The organism is Halomonas sp. B23F22_3 (assembly GCF_043496965.1).
Classification (GTDB): domain Bacteria; phylum Pseudomonadota; class Gammaproteobacteria; order Pseudomonadales; family Halomonadaceae; genus Halomonas.
Map to the genome: position 1 here is coordinate 150,016 of NZ_JBIEKG010000002.1, position 15,516 is coordinate 165,531.

Annotated in this window: 12 protein-coding genes; 4 read left to right on the forward strand and 8 right to left on the reverse strand. The window is 67.8% G+C overall.

Annotation, left to right across the window (positions count from 1 at the left end; all coding sequences use genetic code 11):
* Nucleotides 1-5 precede the first annotated feature (5 nt).
* From hflD to ACGTNG_RS04385, 5 genes are all read right to left on the reverse strand, one after another.
* On the reverse strand, nt 6-647 hold the full coding sequence (gene hflD / locus ACGTNG_RS04365) for a high frequency lysogenization protein HflD (RefSeq protein ID WP_394575710.1): 642 nt from the start codon (nt 645-647) through the stop codon (nt 6-8).
* The gene (gene mnmA / locus ACGTNG_RS04370) at nt 644-1,756 is read right to left on the reverse strand and encodes a tRNA 2-thiouridine(34) synthase MnmA (protein ID WP_394575711.1); all 1,113 of its coding nucleotides are present in this window, start codon (nt 1,754-1,756) and stop codon (nt 644-646) included. The genes hflD and mnmA overlap by 4 nt, the downstream gene beginning before the upstream one ends.
* A 280-nt stretch (nt 1,757-2,036) precedes the next feature.
* The gene (locus ACGTNG_RS04375; protein WP_138180554.1) at nt 2,037-2,486 is read right to left on the reverse strand and encodes an NUDIX domain-containing protein; all 450 of its coding nucleotides are present in this window, start codon (nt 2,484-2,486) and stop codon (nt 2,037-2,039) included.
* Nucleotides 2,483-3,085 (reverse strand): pseudouridine synthase, encoded by a 603-nt coding sequence (locus ACGTNG_RS04380; protein WP_394575713.1) that lies wholly within the window; start codon nt 3,083-3,085, stop codon nt 2,483-2,485. Before ACGTNG_RS04380 ends, ACGTNG_RS04375 begins: the two co-directional genes overlap by 4 nt.
* A gap of 135 nt (nt 3,086-3,220) precedes the next feature.
* Nucleotides 3,221-5,458 carry an NADP-dependent isocitrate dehydrogenase gene (locus ACGTNG_RS04385; RefSeq protein ID WP_394575714.1) on the reverse strand — a complete coding sequence of 746 codons (2,238 nt, stop codon included), beginning with the start codon at nt 5,456-5,458 and terminating at the stop codon, nt 3,221-3,223.
* 181 nt (nt 5,459-5,639) lie between these two features.
* On the opposite strand from ACGTNG_RS04385, the gene icd reads away from it, so the two are divergent.
* The 3 genes from icd (at nt 5,640) to clpA (ending at nt 9,900) form a co-directional block, all read left to right on the forward strand.
* The gene (gene icd / locus ACGTNG_RS04390; RefSeq protein ID WP_394575715.1) at nt 5,640-6,896 is read left to right on the forward strand and encodes an NADP-dependent isocitrate dehydrogenase; all 1,257 of its coding nucleotides are present in this window, start codon (nt 5,640-5,642) and stop codon (nt 6,894-6,896) included.
* 229 nt (nt 6,897-7,125) lie between these two features.
* Nucleotides 7,126-7,485: an ATP-dependent Clp protease adapter ClpS gene (clpS, locus tag ACGTNG_RS04395; RefSeq protein WP_394575716.1), complete on the forward strand. Its 360-nt coding sequence runs from the start codon at nt 7,126-7,128 to the stop codon at nt 7,483-7,485.
* Between the two features lie 138 nt (nt 7,486-7,623).
* Nucleotides 7,624-9,900: an ATP-dependent Clp protease ATP-binding subunit ClpA gene (clpA, locus tag ACGTNG_RS04400; RefSeq protein WP_394575718.1), complete on the forward strand. Its 2,277-nt coding sequence runs from the start codon at nt 7,624-7,626 to the stop codon at nt 9,898-9,900.
* 145 nt (nt 9,901-10,045) lie between these two features.
* Here the strand turns inward: clpA and infA are convergent, their stop codons facing one another.
* The 3 genes from infA to aat all read right to left on the reverse strand — a co-directional run bounded on the left by infA (nt 10,046) and on the right by aat (nt 11,920).
* Entirely contained in the window at nt 10,046-10,264 is a 219-nt protein-coding gene (gene infA, locus ACGTNG_RS04405) for a translation initiation factor IF-1 (protein WP_040185975.1), read from the reverse strand.
* 135 nt (nt 10,265-10,399) lie between these two features.
* Nucleotides 10,400-11,140: an arginyltransferase gene (locus tag ACGTNG_RS04410; protein WP_394575719.1), complete on the reverse strand. Its 741-nt coding sequence runs from the start codon at nt 11,138-11,140 to the stop codon at nt 10,400-10,402.
* 45 nt (nt 11,141-11,185) lie between these two features.
* A complete protein-coding gene (aat, locus tag ACGTNG_RS04415; protein ID WP_394575720.1) occupies nt 11,186-11,920 on the reverse strand; it encodes a leucyl/phenylalanyl-tRNA--protein transferase in 735 nt (244 codons plus the stop codon).
* Between the two features lie 153 nt (nt 11,921-12,073).
* On the opposite strand from aat, the gene ACGTNG_RS04420 reads away from it, so the two are divergent.
* Complete coding sequence (locus ACGTNG_RS04420) at nt 12,074-15,403, forward strand: DNA translocase FtsK (protein ID WP_444875019.1); 3,330 nt, start codon at nt 12,074-12,076, stop codon at nt 15,401-15,403.
* Nucleotides 15,404-15,516 lie beyond the last annotated feature (113 nt).

Sequence of the window (15,516 nt, forward strand, 5' to 3'; positions counted from 1 at the left end):
GCGGATCAGCCCAGCTGGTCCAGGGCTTTCTTCAGGGCGCCGCGCTGGAAGACCAGCTTCCAGCGCCGGCCCCCCTGCTGGTGCCAGAGCAGGGCGAAGCGGATGCCGGCGAGCAGGATGGCGCGCACCCGCTCCGGCATCATGCGGCTCTGCAGCAGCGAGGGGTCGCCCTGGACGACGATGCGCGTCTTGAGCGTCGAGAGCGTCTCCTGGTAGGCCTCGCCGAGGCTCGAGATGACGTTCTCGTGGGTCTCGCCGAAGTGCTCGGCCTGACCCTGGATGCGCGTCAGGCGCGTCCCCAGATCGTCCATCATGGCGTCGTTGGTGCGCAGCTGATTCATCAGCATCAGCAGCGAGAAGCCGTAGCGCAGCACCACCGGATTGACCTGCTTGCGGCCGACCACGCCCTCGAGCACCTCGAGGCCCTGGCGCAGGTTGTTGGGGTGGCCGCCGTAGATCGCCTCGAAGCTCTCCGGGTTGGTGTCCAGGGTGGCGCGGATCAGGGTCTCCCAGGCGCGCTGGTCGGTCTGCCCGGTACGGGCGAGCTCGTCGACCAGGTGGGCGGCCTGAAAGACGCCGGCCAGGGCCAGGGCCTGGCGGGCGGCCGGCGTGTCCGGGGCGCGGTGGATCGGGGTCGAGGCGGTCATTGGCCGGGCTCCGTGGCGTTCCAGGTGGTGCGGATCACGCCGCCGCCGAGGCAGATGTCGCCGTCGTAGAGCACCAGCGACTGCCCCGGGGTCACGGCGCGCTGGGGATCATCGAAGCGCACCTCGACGCCGCCATCCTGCCGGGTGTGGAACCGGCAGGGCACGTCCTCCTGGCGATAGCGGGTCTTGGCGGTGAGGCGCCCCTCGGCGGCCGGTGCCTCGCCGGCCACCCAGTCCATGGCCTCGGTGGCCAGGCTGTCGGTGTAGAGCAGCGGGTGGTGCTTGCCCTGCACGGCGACCAGCACGTTGCGCGTGAGGTCCTTGGCGGCCACGTACCAGGGCGCATCGGGGTGGTGGGCGAGTCCGCCGATGCCGAGCCCCTGACGCTGGCCGAGGGTGTAGTACATCAGGCCCATGTGCTCGCCGATCACCTCGCCCTCGGGCGTCTCGATCACGCCGGGCTGGGCGGGCAGATACTGCTTGAGGAAGTCGCTGAAGCGGCGCTCGCCGATGAAGCAGATGCCGGTCGAGTCCTTCTTGCGCGCGGTGACCAGGTCGTGGCGCTCGGCGATGGCGCGCACCTCGGGCTTCTCGAGCTCGCCGACCGGGAAGAGGGTGCGGGCGATGGCGGCCTCCGGCACGGCGTGCAGGAAGTAGCTCTGGTCCTTGTTGGGATCGAGCCCCTTGAGCAGCCGCGGGCGTCCGTCACGTACCGCCTCGCGTACATAGTGGCCGGTGGCGATCTTCTCGGCACCGAGCATCTCGGCGTACTCGAGGAACACCTTGAACTTGATCTCGCGGTTGCAGAGGATGTCCGGGTTCGGGGTGCGGCCCGCCTGGTACTCGGCCAGGAAGTGCTCGAAGACGTTGTCCCAGTATTCGGCGGCAAAGTTGGCGGTGTGCAGGGTGATGCCGAGTTTTTGGCACACGGCCTCGGCATCCGCCAGGTCCTCCTTGGCGGTGCAGTACTCCGTGCCGTCGTCCTCGTCCCAGTTCTTCATGAACAGGCCTTCGACCTCGTACCCCTGCTCGAGCAGCAGCAGGGCGGACACGGAGGAGTCGACGCCGCCGGACATGCCGACGATCACCTTGCCTGTGGTGGCGGTCATGGGCGCTCTCGGATTGAGTGTGTCACAAATGGGCTGGGATTATACATGATGTGAGCGCCAGGCGCCGATAGGCCTTCGGCCATAGGCAAGCAACGCTCTTGGCCGAAATGCCCGAGGCTGCTGCGGTGACAGGCCTGCGGGGGGCGCTATGAATACGTCCCTGTAGGCTACCTCGGCCGTCCCTGGTCCTCGGACCCCCTCTTCGGCCTGCCCACGACGCCTCTCGCTCTGGGGGCTGCGGTCGTCCGGTGAGTGCGGGCATGCTGGGATGCTCTTGCCCCTACCTTTCGTGGATCACGTCCATGGGGTAGAAGCGGCTCGCCAGCGCATCGCGGATGCGCCGCATCACCAAGGGGCTTCTCAGGCGGCCCTCGCGCTCCAGCGCCTCGAGCTCCTCGAGGGTCAGCCAGTGCACGGCGAGGATGGCCGGGTCCAGCTCGTTGCCGAGGTGCGCCAGCGCCATGCCGAAGAAGCCGTGGCTGTGAAAGGTCAGGCCGTCGGGCGTGTGGTAGACGTACATGCCGAGGTAGTCGGTGATGCCGACCTGCCAGGCGGTCTCCTCACGCAGCTCGCGCAGGGCGGCGTCGCGGATGCGCTCGTCGGGTTCCAGGTGGCCGGCGGGCTGGTTGAACAGGGTCTCGGGCCCGCCGCGGTCTTCCTCGACGATGAGGAAGCGTCCGGCGCGTTCCACCACGGTGGCCACGGTGACGAAGGGGTGCCAGCGGCTCATGGGCGTCTCCTCGGCGGGCGGCGGCGCTGGGCCGGCGGCTTGGGGGCATGCAGGGTCTCGCGGCGCCACTCTCCGGGCGTCAGGCCGTCCAGCCGCCAGGGGCCGATGGCCACGCGGACCAGACGCAGGGTCGGATGGCCGACGTGGGCGGTCATGCGCCGCACCTGTCGGTTACGTCCCTCGCCGATGGTCAGCTCCAGCCAGGTGGTGACGGGGTGGCGCCTGGGATCCACCGGCGGGGTACGCTCGGCCAGCTCGCTCGAGGCCAGCCGGCGGACCTTCGCCGGCCGGGTCCGGCCGTCCTTGAGTTCGACGCCCTCTCGCAGGGCTCGGAGGGCCTCGTCGTCGGGCTCACCCTCCACCTGGACGCGGTAGGTCTTGGGCTGCTTGTGACGGGGGTGGCTGATGCGGTGGATCAGCGCGCCATCGTCGCTGAGCAGCAGGAGTCCCTCGGAGTCGTAGTCCAGCCGTCCGGCGGCGTAGATGTCCGGTACCGAGATGACATCGGCCAGGGTGGCGCGGCGCTCCGCCTCATCGACACCGCGGTCGGTGAACTGGGAGAGCATGCGGTAGGGCTTGTGCAACAGGTAAAGGTTCATCGTCTTCCCACTATACTGCGCGCCTGACGCCGAGCAATGCCCGATGCTACAACGCAACGGCTCCCCTCCGCCAAGGGCGGACGGGAGCCGGAGGGGCCGCCCGGGAAGGGCGGCGGGTCGCCTCGGGGGCTGCCTTCAGCCCTGGGCGACCAGCGCCAGGGCGTCGTTCAGGGTCTTGCTCGGACGCATGACGTCACGCGCCAGCTCGGCGTCGGCATGGTAGTAGCCCTTGATGTCCACGGGCTGTCCCTGCACGCCGTTGAGCTCCTCGAGGATGGTCGCCTCGTTGGCCGTCAGGGTCTCGGCCAGGCGAGCGAAGAGTGCCTTGAGGTCCGCGTCCTCGTCCTGCGCCGCCAGGGCCTGGGCCCAGTAGAGGGCCAGATAGAAGTGGCTGCCGCGGTTGTCCAGCTCGCCGGCCTTGCGCGACGGCGACTTGTTGTGCTCGAGGAACTCGCCGGTGGCCTTGTCCAGCGCCTCGGCCATCAGGGCGGCCCGCGCGTTGTCGAAGGTCTTGGCGAGATGCTCCAGGGAGGCCCCCATGGCGAGGAACTCGCCGAGGCTGTCCCAGCGCAGGTGGTTCTCCTCGAGGAGCTGCTGGACGTGCTTGGGCGCCGAGCCGCCGGCGCCGGTCTCGAACATGCCGCCACCGGCCATCAGCGGCACGATGGAGAGCATCTTGGCGCTGGTGCCCAGCTCCAGGATCGGGAACAGGTCGGTGAGGTAGTCGCGCAGGATGTTGCCGGTCACCGAGATGGTGTCGAGGCCGCGCACGACGCGCTCCAGGGTGTAGCGCATGGCCCGGACCTGGGACATGATCTGGATGTCGAGACCCTCGGTGTCGTGCTCGGCGAGATAGGTCCTGACCTTCTTGATCAGCTCATTCTCGTGCGGACGGTAGGGATCGAGCCAGAACACGGCCGGCATGCCGGAGTCGCGGCAGCGCTCCACGGCGAGCTTCACCCAGTCGCGGATCGGCGCATCCTTGACCTGGCACATCCGCCAGATATCGCCCTCTTCGACGGTCTGGGAGAGCAGCACCTCGCCGGTCTCCAGGTCGGTGATGTTGGCGACACCGTCTTCCGGGGCCTCGAAGGTCTTGTCGTGGGAGCCGTACTCCTCGGCCTTCTGGGCCATCAGGCCGACGTTGGGCACGGTGCCCATGGTGGCCGGGTCGAAGGCGCCATTCCACTTACAGAAGTTGATCATCTCCTGGTAGATGCGCGCGAAGGTTGACTCCGGCATCACCGCCTTGACGTCCTTGAGGCGGCCGTCGGCGCCGTACATCTTGCCGCCGGCACGAATCATGGCCGGCATCGAGGCGTCCACGATCACGTCGCTGGGCGAGTGGAAGTTGGTGATGCCGCGGGCCGAGTCGACCATCGCCAGTTCCGGCCGCTGGTCGTGACAGGCGTGCAGGTCGCGGATGACCTCCTCGCGCTGGGTCTCGGGCAGGGTATCGATCTTCTCGTACAGGTTCGCCATGCCGTTGTTGACGTCGACGCCCAGCTCATCGAACAGCTCGCCATGCTTCTCGAAGGCCTCCTTGTAGAAGATCTTCACGCAGTGGCCGAAGACGATGGGGTGCGAGACCTTCATCATCGTCGCCTTGACGTGCAGGGAGAACATCACGCCGGTCTGGCGCGCATCCTCGATCTCCCGCTCGTAGAACTCGAGCAGCGCCTTCTTGCTCATGAACATGCTGTCGATGACCTCGCCCGCCTGCAGCGAGACCTCGGGCTTGAGCACGTGGGCCTGGCCGCTCTTGGAGATCAGCTCCATCTTGACCTTGCGGGGGCGGTCCAGGGTCATCGACTTCTCGCCGTGGTAGAAGTCGCCGCCATGCATGTGCGAGACGTGGCTGCGCGAGGCCTGGCTCCACTCGCCCATGTGGTGCGGGTACTTGCGGGCGTAGGCCTTGACGGCCTTCGGCGCACGGCGGTCGGAGTTGCCTTCGCGCAGCACCGGGTTGACGGCACTCCCCTTGACCTTGTTGTAGCGCGCCTGGATGTCGCGCTCTTCGTCGTTCTTCGGCTCGTACGGGTAGTCCGGCAGGGGGTAGCCCTGTCCCTGCAGCTCCTTGATGGCCTCATGCAGCTGCGGCATGGAGGCGCTGATGTTGGGCAGCTTGATGATGTTGGCTTCCGGCGTCTTGGCCAGGGCGCCCAGTTCGGCGAGGTGGTCCTCGACGCGCTGGTCTTCGGCCAGATAGTCGGGAAACAGCGAGAGGATGCGGGCCGCCAGGGAGATGTCGCGAGTTTCCACGTCGATGCCGGCGGCGTCGGTGAAGGCGTCGATGATCGGTAGCAGCGAGTGGGTCGCCAGCGCAGGCGCTTCGTCGGTGAACGTGTAGATAATCTTCGGCGTTTGGGACATGGGGCGTTGATCTCTCTGGTCGCTGCGGTGGCATGGAGTGGGGGTGCCAGGCGCGGGCGCCCCGGCGGATGGCGGCGAGTCTAGCAAGATTGTCGACAAATGTCCCGCGAAGCTTACTCCCCGTGGAGCGGAGTGCTACACTCCGGGCTCCATTGAACAGTCCAAAAAAGGGGAGTTCGCCATGGGGTTCAATAAGATCGTCGTTCCTGAGAGTGGCCAGAAGATCACCGCCAACGCCGACAACACCCTGAACGTGCCGAACAATCCGATCATCCCGTACATCGAGGGTGACGGCATCGGCATCGACGTGACCCCGGCGATGATGATCGCCATCGATGCCGCCGTGCAGAAGGCCTATGACGGCGAGCGCCAGATCCACTGGATGGAAGTCTACGCCGGCGAGAAGGCCACTCACGTCTACGATGCCGACACCTGGATGCCGGAGGAGACCCTGGAGGCGGTCAAGGACTACGTGGTCTCCATCAAGGGCCCGCTGACCACCCCGGTGGGGGGCGGCATTCGCTCCCTGAACGTTGCCCTGCGTCAGAAGCTCGACCTCTACGTCTGCCAGCGCCCGGTGCGCTGGTTCGAGGGCGTGCCGAGCCCGGTCAAGAAGCCGGCCGACGTCGACATGGTCATCTTCCGCGAGAACTCCGAGGACATCTACGCCGGCATCGAGTGGAAGGCCGGCACCCCGGAGGCCGACAAGGTCATCAAGTTCCTGCGCGAGGAGATGGGTGTCCAGAACATCCGCTTCCCGGAGAACTGCGGCATCGGCGTCAAGCCGGTCTCCGTCGAGGGCACCAAGCGCCTGGTGCGCCAGGCCCTGCAGTACACCATCGACAACGACCGCGAGTCGCTGACCCTGGTGCACAAGGGCAACATCATGAAATTCACCGAGGGGTCCTTCAAGGACTGGGGCTACGAACTCGCCAAGGAGGAGTTCGGTGCCGAGCTGCTCGACGGCGGCCCCTGGATGACCATGAAGAACCCCAAGACCGGCAAGGAGATCGTCATCAAGGACGTCATCGCCGATGCGATGCTGCAGCAGATCCTGCTGCGTCCTGCCGAGTATGACGTCATCGCCACCCTGAACCTGAACGGCGACTATCTCTCCGACGCCCTGGCGGCCGAGGTGGGGGGCATCGGCATCGCGCCGGGCGCCAACATCTCCGACACCACCGCCATGTTCGAGGCCACCCACGGCACCGCGCCGAAGTACGCCGGTCAGGACAAGGTCAACCCGGGCTCGCTGATCCTCTCCGCCGAGATGATGCTGCGCCACATGGGCTGGACCGAGGCCGCCGATCTCGTGCTCAAGGGCATGGAAAAGGCCATCTCCAAGGGTGAGGTCACCTATGACTTCCATCGCCTGATGGACGATGCCAAGCTGCTCAAGTGCTCCGAGTTCGGTCAGGCCGTCGCCGACAACATGTAAGTCGCGATGCCGAACCCGGGGCCCCCGTCCGCCGCCAGGCGGGCGGGGGCCCTTTGCATTCGGCTGTTCCAATAACGAACGATGGTGATGAACCCTGCCCGCGCGGCGGCGTCCAATCACGGTTGAGATGATCGCCGCGTGCGGCTTGTCGAGATGGATAGTGGCTCTTATGTTCAGTAGAGACGATGAGATATCAGGGCGAGCGTGGCTGGCCTTCCCGATGGCCGGCATGACGCGACCGCCGGGACCGGAGACGCCTGGCCCACAAGGCCCTGGCAGCCCCGAGGAGGAGGATGGCGACCTGGCGGTGCAGCATGCCGACCCCGAGGTCGCCCGCCCCTCGATGTACAAGGTGGTGCTGCACAACGACGACTTCACGCCCATGGAGTTCGTGGTCGAGGTGCTGCAGACCTTCTTCCATATGGACAGCGAGACGGCGGTGCAGGTCATGCTGACCGTTCACACCCGCGGCAAGGCGACCTGTGGCGTCTTCACTCACGACATCGCGGAAACCAAAAGCCATCAGGTCAATCAATATGCAAGAGAGTGTCAGCATCCGCTGCTGTGCGACATCGAGGCGGCGGACTGAGCGGCATGGTCGAGGAGGGCGTACGACGGTCAAGCGTTGACGGGAGACTTGCAACGGTGCCGTTTGTACCCGAATGTTGATGATGCCGGACCATGAACGATCCGACGCGAAGCCCTGAGCGGCGAGAAGGGGACTGCCATGCTGAGTAAAGAACTTGAACTGACCCTGAACACGGCTTTCACCGTGGCTCGCTCCAAGCGCCACGAGTTCATGACCGTGGAGCACCTGCTGCTGGCGCTGCTCGACAATGCCTCGGCGGCGGATGTGCTGCGCGCCTGCGGGGCCAACCTCGACAAGCTGCGGTCCGACCTGCAGGATTTCATCAATTCCACCACGCCGCTGATTCCCGAGGATCAGTCCGACCGGGAGACGCAGCCGACCCTGGGGTTCCAGCGCGTGCTGCAGCGCGCGGTCTTCCATGTTCAATCGTCCGGCAAGAGCGAAGTCACCGGCGCCAACGTGCTGGTGGCGATCTTCTCCGAGCAGGAGAGTCAGGCGGTCTACTTCCTCAAGCAGCAGAACGTGGCCCGGGTCGATGCCGTCAACTACATCGCCCACGGCATCTCCAAGGTGGCCGGTCACGGCCAGAGCCAGGCCTCGCCCTCACCCGAGGCGGAGGAGGCCGAGGACGGCGGCGCCGAGACGGCCTCCAATCCCTTGACCAGCTACGCCACCAACCTCAACGAGCAGGCGCGGATGGGCAAGATCGATCCGTTGATCGGTCGCGACCATGAACTCGAGCGCGTGGTGCAGATCCTGGCGCGGCGTCGCAAGAACAACCCGCTGCTGGTCGGCGAGGCCGGGGTCGGCAAGACCGCCATCGCCGAGGGGCTGGCCAAGCGGGTCGTCGAGGAGGACGTGCCCGAGGTGATCAGCGACGCCGTGGTCTATTCGCTGGACATGGGCGCGCTGCTGGCCGGCACCAAGTACCGCGGCGACTTCGAGAAGCGCCTGAAGAACCTGCTGGCCGAGCTGCGCAAGCAGCCCAACGCCATCCTGTTCATCGACGAGATCCATACGGTGATCGGCGCGGGCGCCGCCTCCGGCGGGGTGATGGATGCCTCCAACCTGCTCAAGCCGTTGCTCTCCTCGGGCGAGCTGCGCTGCATCGGCTCCACCACCTTCCAGGAGTATCGCGGCATCTTCGAAAAGGACCGGGCCCTGGCGCGGCGCTTCCAGAAGGTCGACGTGATGGCGCCCTCGGTGGAGGACACCACGCGGATCCTCAAGGGGCTGCGCTCGCGCTTCGAGGAGCATCACCAGCTGAAATACACCGACGCGGCCCTGGAGAGCGCGGCTCGGCTGTCGGATCGCTACATCAATGACCGGCACCTGCCCGACAAGGCCATCGACGTGATCGACGAGGCGGGGGCCCATCAGCGGCTGCTGCCGCCGGAAGTGCGCGTCGACACCATCGACGTGGATCAGGTCGAGGCGGTGGTGGCCTCCATCGCGCGGATTCCGCCGAAGAGCGTCTCGAGTTCCGATCGCAAGCTGCTGGCCAACATCGATCGTGACCTCAAGATGCTGGTGTTCGGCCAGGACGAGGCCATCGACAGCCTCGCCGCGGCGATCAAGCTCTCCCGGGCCGGCCTCAAGTCACCGGACAAGCCGGTGGGCAGCTTCCTTTTCGCCGGTCCGACCGGGGTCGGCAAGACCGAGGTGGCCCGTCAGCTCTCGCACATCATGGGCATCGAGCTGGTGCGCTTCGACATGTCCGAGTACATGGAGCGCCACACCGTGTCACGGCTGATCGGCGCCCCTCCCGGCTATGTCGGCTATGACCAGGGCGGTCTGCTCACCGAGGCGATCACCAAGCAGCCGCACTGCGTGCTGCTGCTCGACGAGATCGAGAAGGCGCATCCCGAGGTCTTCAACCTGCTGCTGCAGGTGATGGATCACGGTCGCCTGACCGACAACAACGGCCGCGAGGCGGATTTCCGCCACGTGATCCTGATCATGACCTCCAATGCCGGGGTCGAGCAGGCCACGCGGCGCTCCATCGGCTTCCAGAGCCAGGACCACTCCACCGATGCCATGGAAGTGATCCGCAAGACCTTCTCGCCGGAGTTCCGCAACCGCCTGGACGGCATCATCCAGTTCCACGCCCTGCCCACCTCGGTGGTGCGCAACGTGGTGGACAAGTTCCTGGTGGAGCTGCAGGCGCAGCTCGACGAGAAGCGGGTCCAGCTGGACGTGGACGATGCGGCACGGGAGTGGCTGGCCGAGAAGGGCTACGATCCCGACATGGGGGCACGCCCGATGGCTCGCCTGATTCAGGAGAAGCTCAAGAAGCCGTTGGCCGAGCTGATCCTGTTCGGGGAGCTCGCCGAGCACGGCGGCGTGGTGCACGTCAGCGTGGAAGACGGCGAGCTGCACCTGGCCACGGAGTCGGAGCTGGCCGACGCGCCCTGACGGGAGTTCGGTCGGCTAATCCAGCACAGCGCCCTGTCTTCGGACGGGGCGTTGTTCGTTCGGGCGTGATGCAGAAGGAGGTGGCGGACGCGAAGGCGGCCGACACGAGCGAGCGGCGTCCGGGCCCTGGCGGCCCGTTCGGCGCTCAGCGGGCGCGGTAGACGATGCGGCCCTTGGACAGGTCGTAGGGGGTCAGCTCGACCTTGACCTTGTCGCCGGTGAGGATGCGGATGTAGTGCTTGCGCATCTTGCCAGAGATATGGGCGGTCACCACGTGGCCGTTCTCGAGCTCGACGCGGAACATGGTGTTGGGAAGGGTATCGACGACGACGCCTTCCATTTCGATATGGTCTTCACGTGCCATATAGGCGGTTCCTCGCTGATGATGACAAAAAACAGGCGGCGCGATGTCACGGCTGGACCACCCGTGCCGACAGGATAGCGCGATATTGTGCCGCATGCCGCCCGTCATGGCAAAGGAACCCTGGCTCGCCTGCGCCTATCGGGTGGTGATCAGGCGTCGCCAGTGGCGACCGTCGAGCATCTCCAGCGGCTGAAAGGCCTGCTTGTAGGTCATCTTGCGACATTCGCGGATCCAGTAGCCGAGATAGACGTGCGGGAGCCCCTGATCGAGGGCGCGCCGGACCAGCCACAGCACGGCCAGGGTGCCCAGGGAGCGGCGCTCCAGCTCGGGGGCGGGATCGAAGAAGGTGTAGATGGCCGAGAGGCCATGCTCGAGCTGATCGAAGGCCGAGACGGCCACCAGCCGACCGTCGAGTCGAAACTCCAGCAGCCGGGCGTAGGGCTGGTCGAGGGTCAGGAAGGTGCGGTACTGCTCGTGGCTCGGCGGGTACATGTCGCCATCGGCGTGGCGGGTCCTGACGTAGTGCGCATAGAGGGCATAGTGCTCGGCATCGAAGAGGGCGGGGCGCACGTGCAGGCTGAGGTCGGCATTGCGGTTCATCAGCTTGCGCTGGGTCCGGTTCGGCGAGAACGCCTCTACCGGGATGCGCACCGAGATGCAGGCGTTGCAGGCATCGCAGTGCGGACGGTAGAGGTGGCGGCCGCTACGACGAAAGCCGAGCAGCGCCAGGGCATCGTAGACGCCCTGGCCCGGCGCCTCCTGGGGGTCGAGAAACAGCGTGGTCGCCTCACGGCCCGCCAGGTAGCTGCAGGCGTGGGGCACGGTCAGGAAGAAGCGCAGGTCCCTGACCGGCTGTCGGGGGGCGTTACTGCTCAAGGCTGCCATCTCCTCTGCGTCATGCTCCCGGGAGTCCCGGCCCGGTCATCCTGCGGTGCCGATCATATCGAAGGACCAGGTGGGTGCCGGCACGTTCGTGGCGGCTTCCCGGCGGCCATGCGCGGGTTCACCCAACCACTGATCAAGATAGTCGATGAACTCGCGGCGGGCGATGTCCCGGGCGCCCAGGCTTGCCAGGTGGCCGGTGTGCATCTGGCAGTCGATCAGCCGACCGTCGCCGGCGGCCATCACGCGGGCCAGCTGCACCAGGGCGACCTTGGAGGCATCCGGTACTCGGGAGAACATCGATTCGCCGAAGAACACCGGTCCCAGCGCGATGCCGTAGAGGCCGCCGACCAGGGCATCGTCGCGCCACACCTCCACCGAGTGGGCCGCCCCCAGCGTGTGAAGTTGCCCGTAGGCCGTGCGCATCTCATCGGTGATCCAGGTGCCCGGCTGGTCGTCGCGCGGGGCTGCGCAGGCCGTCATCACCGCCTCGAAGGCGCGGTTGGCGGTGATGGTGAAGCCGGCGTTGCGCAGCCGCTTGGCCAGGCTTCGCCTGACGCGGATCTCGCCGGGCACCAGTACCATGCGGGGGTCCGGGCTCCACCAGAGGATCGGCTGGTCGTCGCCGAACCAGGGAAAGATGCCGTGGCGATAGGCGGCCAGCAGCCAGGCCGGCGTCAGGGCGCCGCCCGCGGCCAGCAGGCCGTCGGGGTCGCGCAGCGCGGACTCGACGGGGGGGAAATGGACGGCATGGGCGGGGAGCCAGTGCAGCATGGGGCCTCTTCCTCGTTGGCGGCTCGCCCAGTCTGCCGGGCCGGGGGGCAGGGCTCAAGGCGCGCGGGCCCCTGTGATGGTGAGCGCTTGCTCGGTATGATTGATCTCCATGACAACCGCAACACGCCATGTGGGCGCAAGGGAGGTGGCCGCTTGAGTGACAAAAAGAGGACCTCGTCGCGTCGGGCGACGGCGGCGAATGCCAGGGAGACGGCCAAGCGCTTTGGCTTGCGGCTGCAGGGCGCGACCCGCGAGGGTGTGGTGATCCTGCTGCTGGCCGCCTGCGTGTTCCTGCTGCTGGCGCTCTACAGCTTTCGTGGGGACGATCCGGGCTGGTCGAGCAGTGGCCCGGAGACCGAGGTCACCAACTGGATGGGGGCCATCGGCGCCTGGCTCGCCGATGTGCTCTATTCGCTGTTTGGCGTGAGCGCCCTGTGGTGGCCCGGCATGCTGGGGTTCGCCGCCTGGTGGCTGATCCGTTCGCGGCAGGTACGTTTCGAGTGGGATCCCACCGCCCTGGCGGTGCGCTGTGGGGGTCTGGTGCTGCTGTTGCTGGGCACCACCACCCTGGGCGCGCTGCACTTCTATCGCCCGGATGGCCCCTTGCCCTACTCGACGGGCGGGATCCTCGGGGAGGGGCTGGTCGGTGCGCTGCTGCCGCTGGTGGGGTCGGGCGGCACCGGGCTGCTCTCGGTGGCGGCGATGCTCTGCGGCTTCCCCCTGTTCACCGGGCTCTCCTGGTTGACGGTGATGGACGAGCTGGGCCGGCGCAGCCTGATGGGATGGCGCTGGGTGGTCGACCGGTTCGGACTGTCGCGGGAGCGACGCGCCGAGCAACGCGACCTCGACCAGCAGGCCCGCGAGACGACGGCCGCCGAGACGACGCCTGCGGCCTCCGATGAGGACGAGTACGGGGACGAGGAGCGGCCGCCCTGGTGGCGGCGGCTGGTCGGAGGTCGGCGTCGCGATGAGGCGCCGGTCCTGGCCACCGGCCAGGACACGCGTCGCGCCCCCGGCTTCGGCGACGACGGCGAGACCGATATTCCCTGGGAGGTGCCCGCGCGCACGCCGTCGGCCAAGCGCCCCGAGGCCGCCTACACGGCGCGCATGGCGCAGGAGCCGCGGGTCGACGTCACTCCTCCCGAGGCGCCACGCCGCGAGACGCCGGTCTCGCGGGCCCCCGCCGAGGTCGAGGCGACCGAGCGCCCTCGCGGGCCGCGCGGGCCGCGCGACGAGCTCGCTGCCGCGCCTCGCGAGCAGGATGAGCGTCACGATGCGCGAGGCCAGGCTGCCGAGGTGCCAAGCGCGCGTCGGCCGGAGACGATCCCTGAGCCGGTGCTGCCCGATGACGACGAGGTGATGCCGGCCTGGCAGGGGCCTGCCCTGCGGGCGCAGCGCGACGACGATCGCCTGGACGCCCCGCGCGAGGCGCCCGGCGATGCCCGGGACGATGCCGTCGGCGAATCACGCGGCGACACCCGGCAGGTCGCCGACGATCTCGATGCGCCGCCCGTGGCGCGTGCCTCCTCGGGCGCCTCGCCGCACTCGCCTGCTCGCGAGTCCCGGCGGCACGAGCCGCGGCTCGCCGACTGGCAGGGCGACGGCGACGAGTTCGACGAGCCGGCCGCGGAGCCGTACCTCGCCTCTCCGTCGGTTCATGACACTCCCGAGCCGGTTCGTGAAGCTCCCGAGACGACTCGCGACGCCTCTCGAGCGGACCACGAGGAGGAGGCGCAGGAGGCCCCGGCCGAGACGCCGCTGCGGCGGGATCCCGCCGTGGCGCCCCCCGAGCCCGCCGAGGAGGAAGATGAGCCGGTCGTGGGCGACCTCGCGCCGGCCGCCCCTGACGAGCCCCGGGTGGCGAGCGCCGAACAGGCGCGCCAGGCCGCCGACGAGCCCGAGGGCCCGGCGCTGTGGACCGTGGAGCACCTGCAGAACCAGCGGCCGATGTTCGACGATCTGCCGGAACCCGACGGCGAGCTGCCGAGTCTGCGCCTGCTGACGCCGCCGGAGCCCCAGCAGCGCAACTACTCCGAGCAGCAGCTGGCCGAGATGGCCGAGCTGCTCGAGACGCGGCTGCGCGAGTACGGGGTCCGGGCCGAGGTGGTCGATACCTGGCCGGGGCCGGTGATCACGCGCTTCGAGATCAAGCCCGCCGCCGGCGTGAAAGTCTCCAAGATCAGCAACCTGGCCAAGGACCTGGCGCGCTCGCTGATGGTCAAGAGCGTGCGGGTGGTCGAGGTGATCCCGGGCCGCCCCACCGTGGGCATCGAGATTCCCAATCCCCACCGGGCGATGATCCGCCTGCGCGAGGTGATCGATTCCGACCGCTACCAGCACGAGGCCTCGGCGCTGACCCTGGCCCTGGGCCAGGACATCGGTGGCGGCCCGGTGGTGGCCAACCTCGGCAAGATGCCCCACCTGCTGGTGGCCGGTACCACCGGCTCGGGCAAGTCGGTGGGCGTCAACGCCATGCTGATCTCCATGCTGCTCAAGGCGACGCCCGACGAGGTGCGCATGATCATGGTCGATCCCAAGATGCTGGAGCTGTCGGTCTACGACGGCATCCCGCACCTGCTGGCGCCGGTGGTCACCGACATGAAGGAGGCGGCCAACGCCCTGCGCTGGTGCGTCGCCGAAATGGAGCGTCGCTACAAGCTGATGGCCGCCATGGGCGTGCGTAACATCGCCGGCTTCAACGCCAAGCTCGACGAGGCCGAGCGGGCCGGAGCCCAGGTCGCCGACCCGCTGTGGGAGCCCCAGCCCTGGGAGATGCATCAGGCGCCGCCGGTGCTCGAGAAGCTGCCCTACATCGTGGTGGTGATTGACGAGTTCGCCGACATGTTCATGATCGTCGGCAAGAAGGTCGAGGAGCTGATCGCGCGCCTGGCCCAGAAGGCCCGGGCCGCCGGTATCCACCTGATTCTCGCCACCCAGCGGCCGTCGGTGGACGTGGTGACCGGCCTGATCAAGGCCAACATCCCCACCCGCATGGCCTTCCAGGTCTCCTCGCGGGTCGATTCGCGCACCATCCTCGATCAGGGCGGCGCCGAGAACCTGCTGGGACACGGCGACATGCTCTACCTGCCCGCGGGCTCCGGCATGCCGACCCGCGTACACGGCGCCTTCGTCGACGACGACGAGGTCCATCGGGTGGTCGAGGACTGGAAGCGCCGCGGCGAGCCGGAGTACATCGACGAGATCCTCTCCGGCGGCGTCTCCGCCGAGGCCCTGGCCGGGCTCGAGGCCGAGGGAGGCGGCGGTGGCGACGGCGACGCCGAGCAGGACGCGCTCTACGACGAGGCGGTGGCCTTCGTCACCGAGAGCCGGCGTGCCTCCATCTCGGCGGTCCAGCGTCGCTTCAAGATCGGCTACAACCGCGCCGCGCGGCTGGTCGAGTCGATGGAGATGGCCGGCGTGGTCTCCACCATGGGCACCAACGGCGCCCGCGAGGTGCTGGCGCCGCCCCCGGTGAGTGACTGACGCGCCGCAATCATGCACCAATGATGGAAGCCCCGGCGGGGATGCAACCCGCCGGGGCCTCCCCGGTCCGAATGGCAGGATGTCAGGATGGACCCGTCCAGGGAGACAGAGAC

Excerpts from the sequence above, each read along its gene's own strand:
- hflD (WP_394575710.1), bottom strand. The coding sequence starts at position 647 with ATGACCGCCTCGACCCCGATCCACCGCGCCCCGGACACGCCGGCCGCC.
- mnmA (WP_394575711.1), bottom strand. The coding sequence starts at position 1,756 with ATGACCGCCACCACAGGCAAGGTGATCGTCGGCATGTCCGGCGGCGTC.
- ACGTNG_RS04375 (WP_138180554.1), bottom strand. The coding sequence starts at position 2,486 with ATGAGCCGCTGGCACCCCTTCGTCACCGTGGCCACCGTGGTGGAACGC.
- ACGTNG_RS04380 (WP_394575713.1), bottom strand. The coding sequence starts at position 3,085 with ATGAACCTTTACCTGTTGCACAAGCCCTACCGCATGCTCTCCCAGTTC.
- ACGTNG_RS04385 (WP_394575714.1), bottom strand. The coding sequence starts at position 5,458 with ATGTCCCAAACGCCGAAGATTATCTACACGTTCACCGACGAAGCGCCT.
- icd (WP_394575715.1), top strand. The coding sequence starts at position 5,640 with ATGGGGTTCAATAAGATCGTCGTTCCTGAGAGTGGCCAGAAGATCACC.
- clpS (WP_394575716.1), top strand. The coding sequence starts at position 7,126 with ATGACGCGACCGCCGGGACCGGAGACGCCTGGCCCACAAGGCCCTGGC.
- clpA (WP_394575718.1), top strand. The coding sequence starts at position 7,624 with ATGCTGAGTAAAGAACTTGAACTGACCCTGAACACGGCTTTCACCGTG.
- infA (WP_040185975.1), bottom strand. The coding sequence starts at position 10,264 with ATGGCACGTGAAGACCATATCGAAATGGAAGGCGTCGTCGTCGATACC.
- aat (WP_394575720.1), bottom strand. The coding sequence starts at position 11,920 with ATGCTGCACTGGCTCCCCGCCCATGCCGTCCATTTCCCCCCCGTCGAG.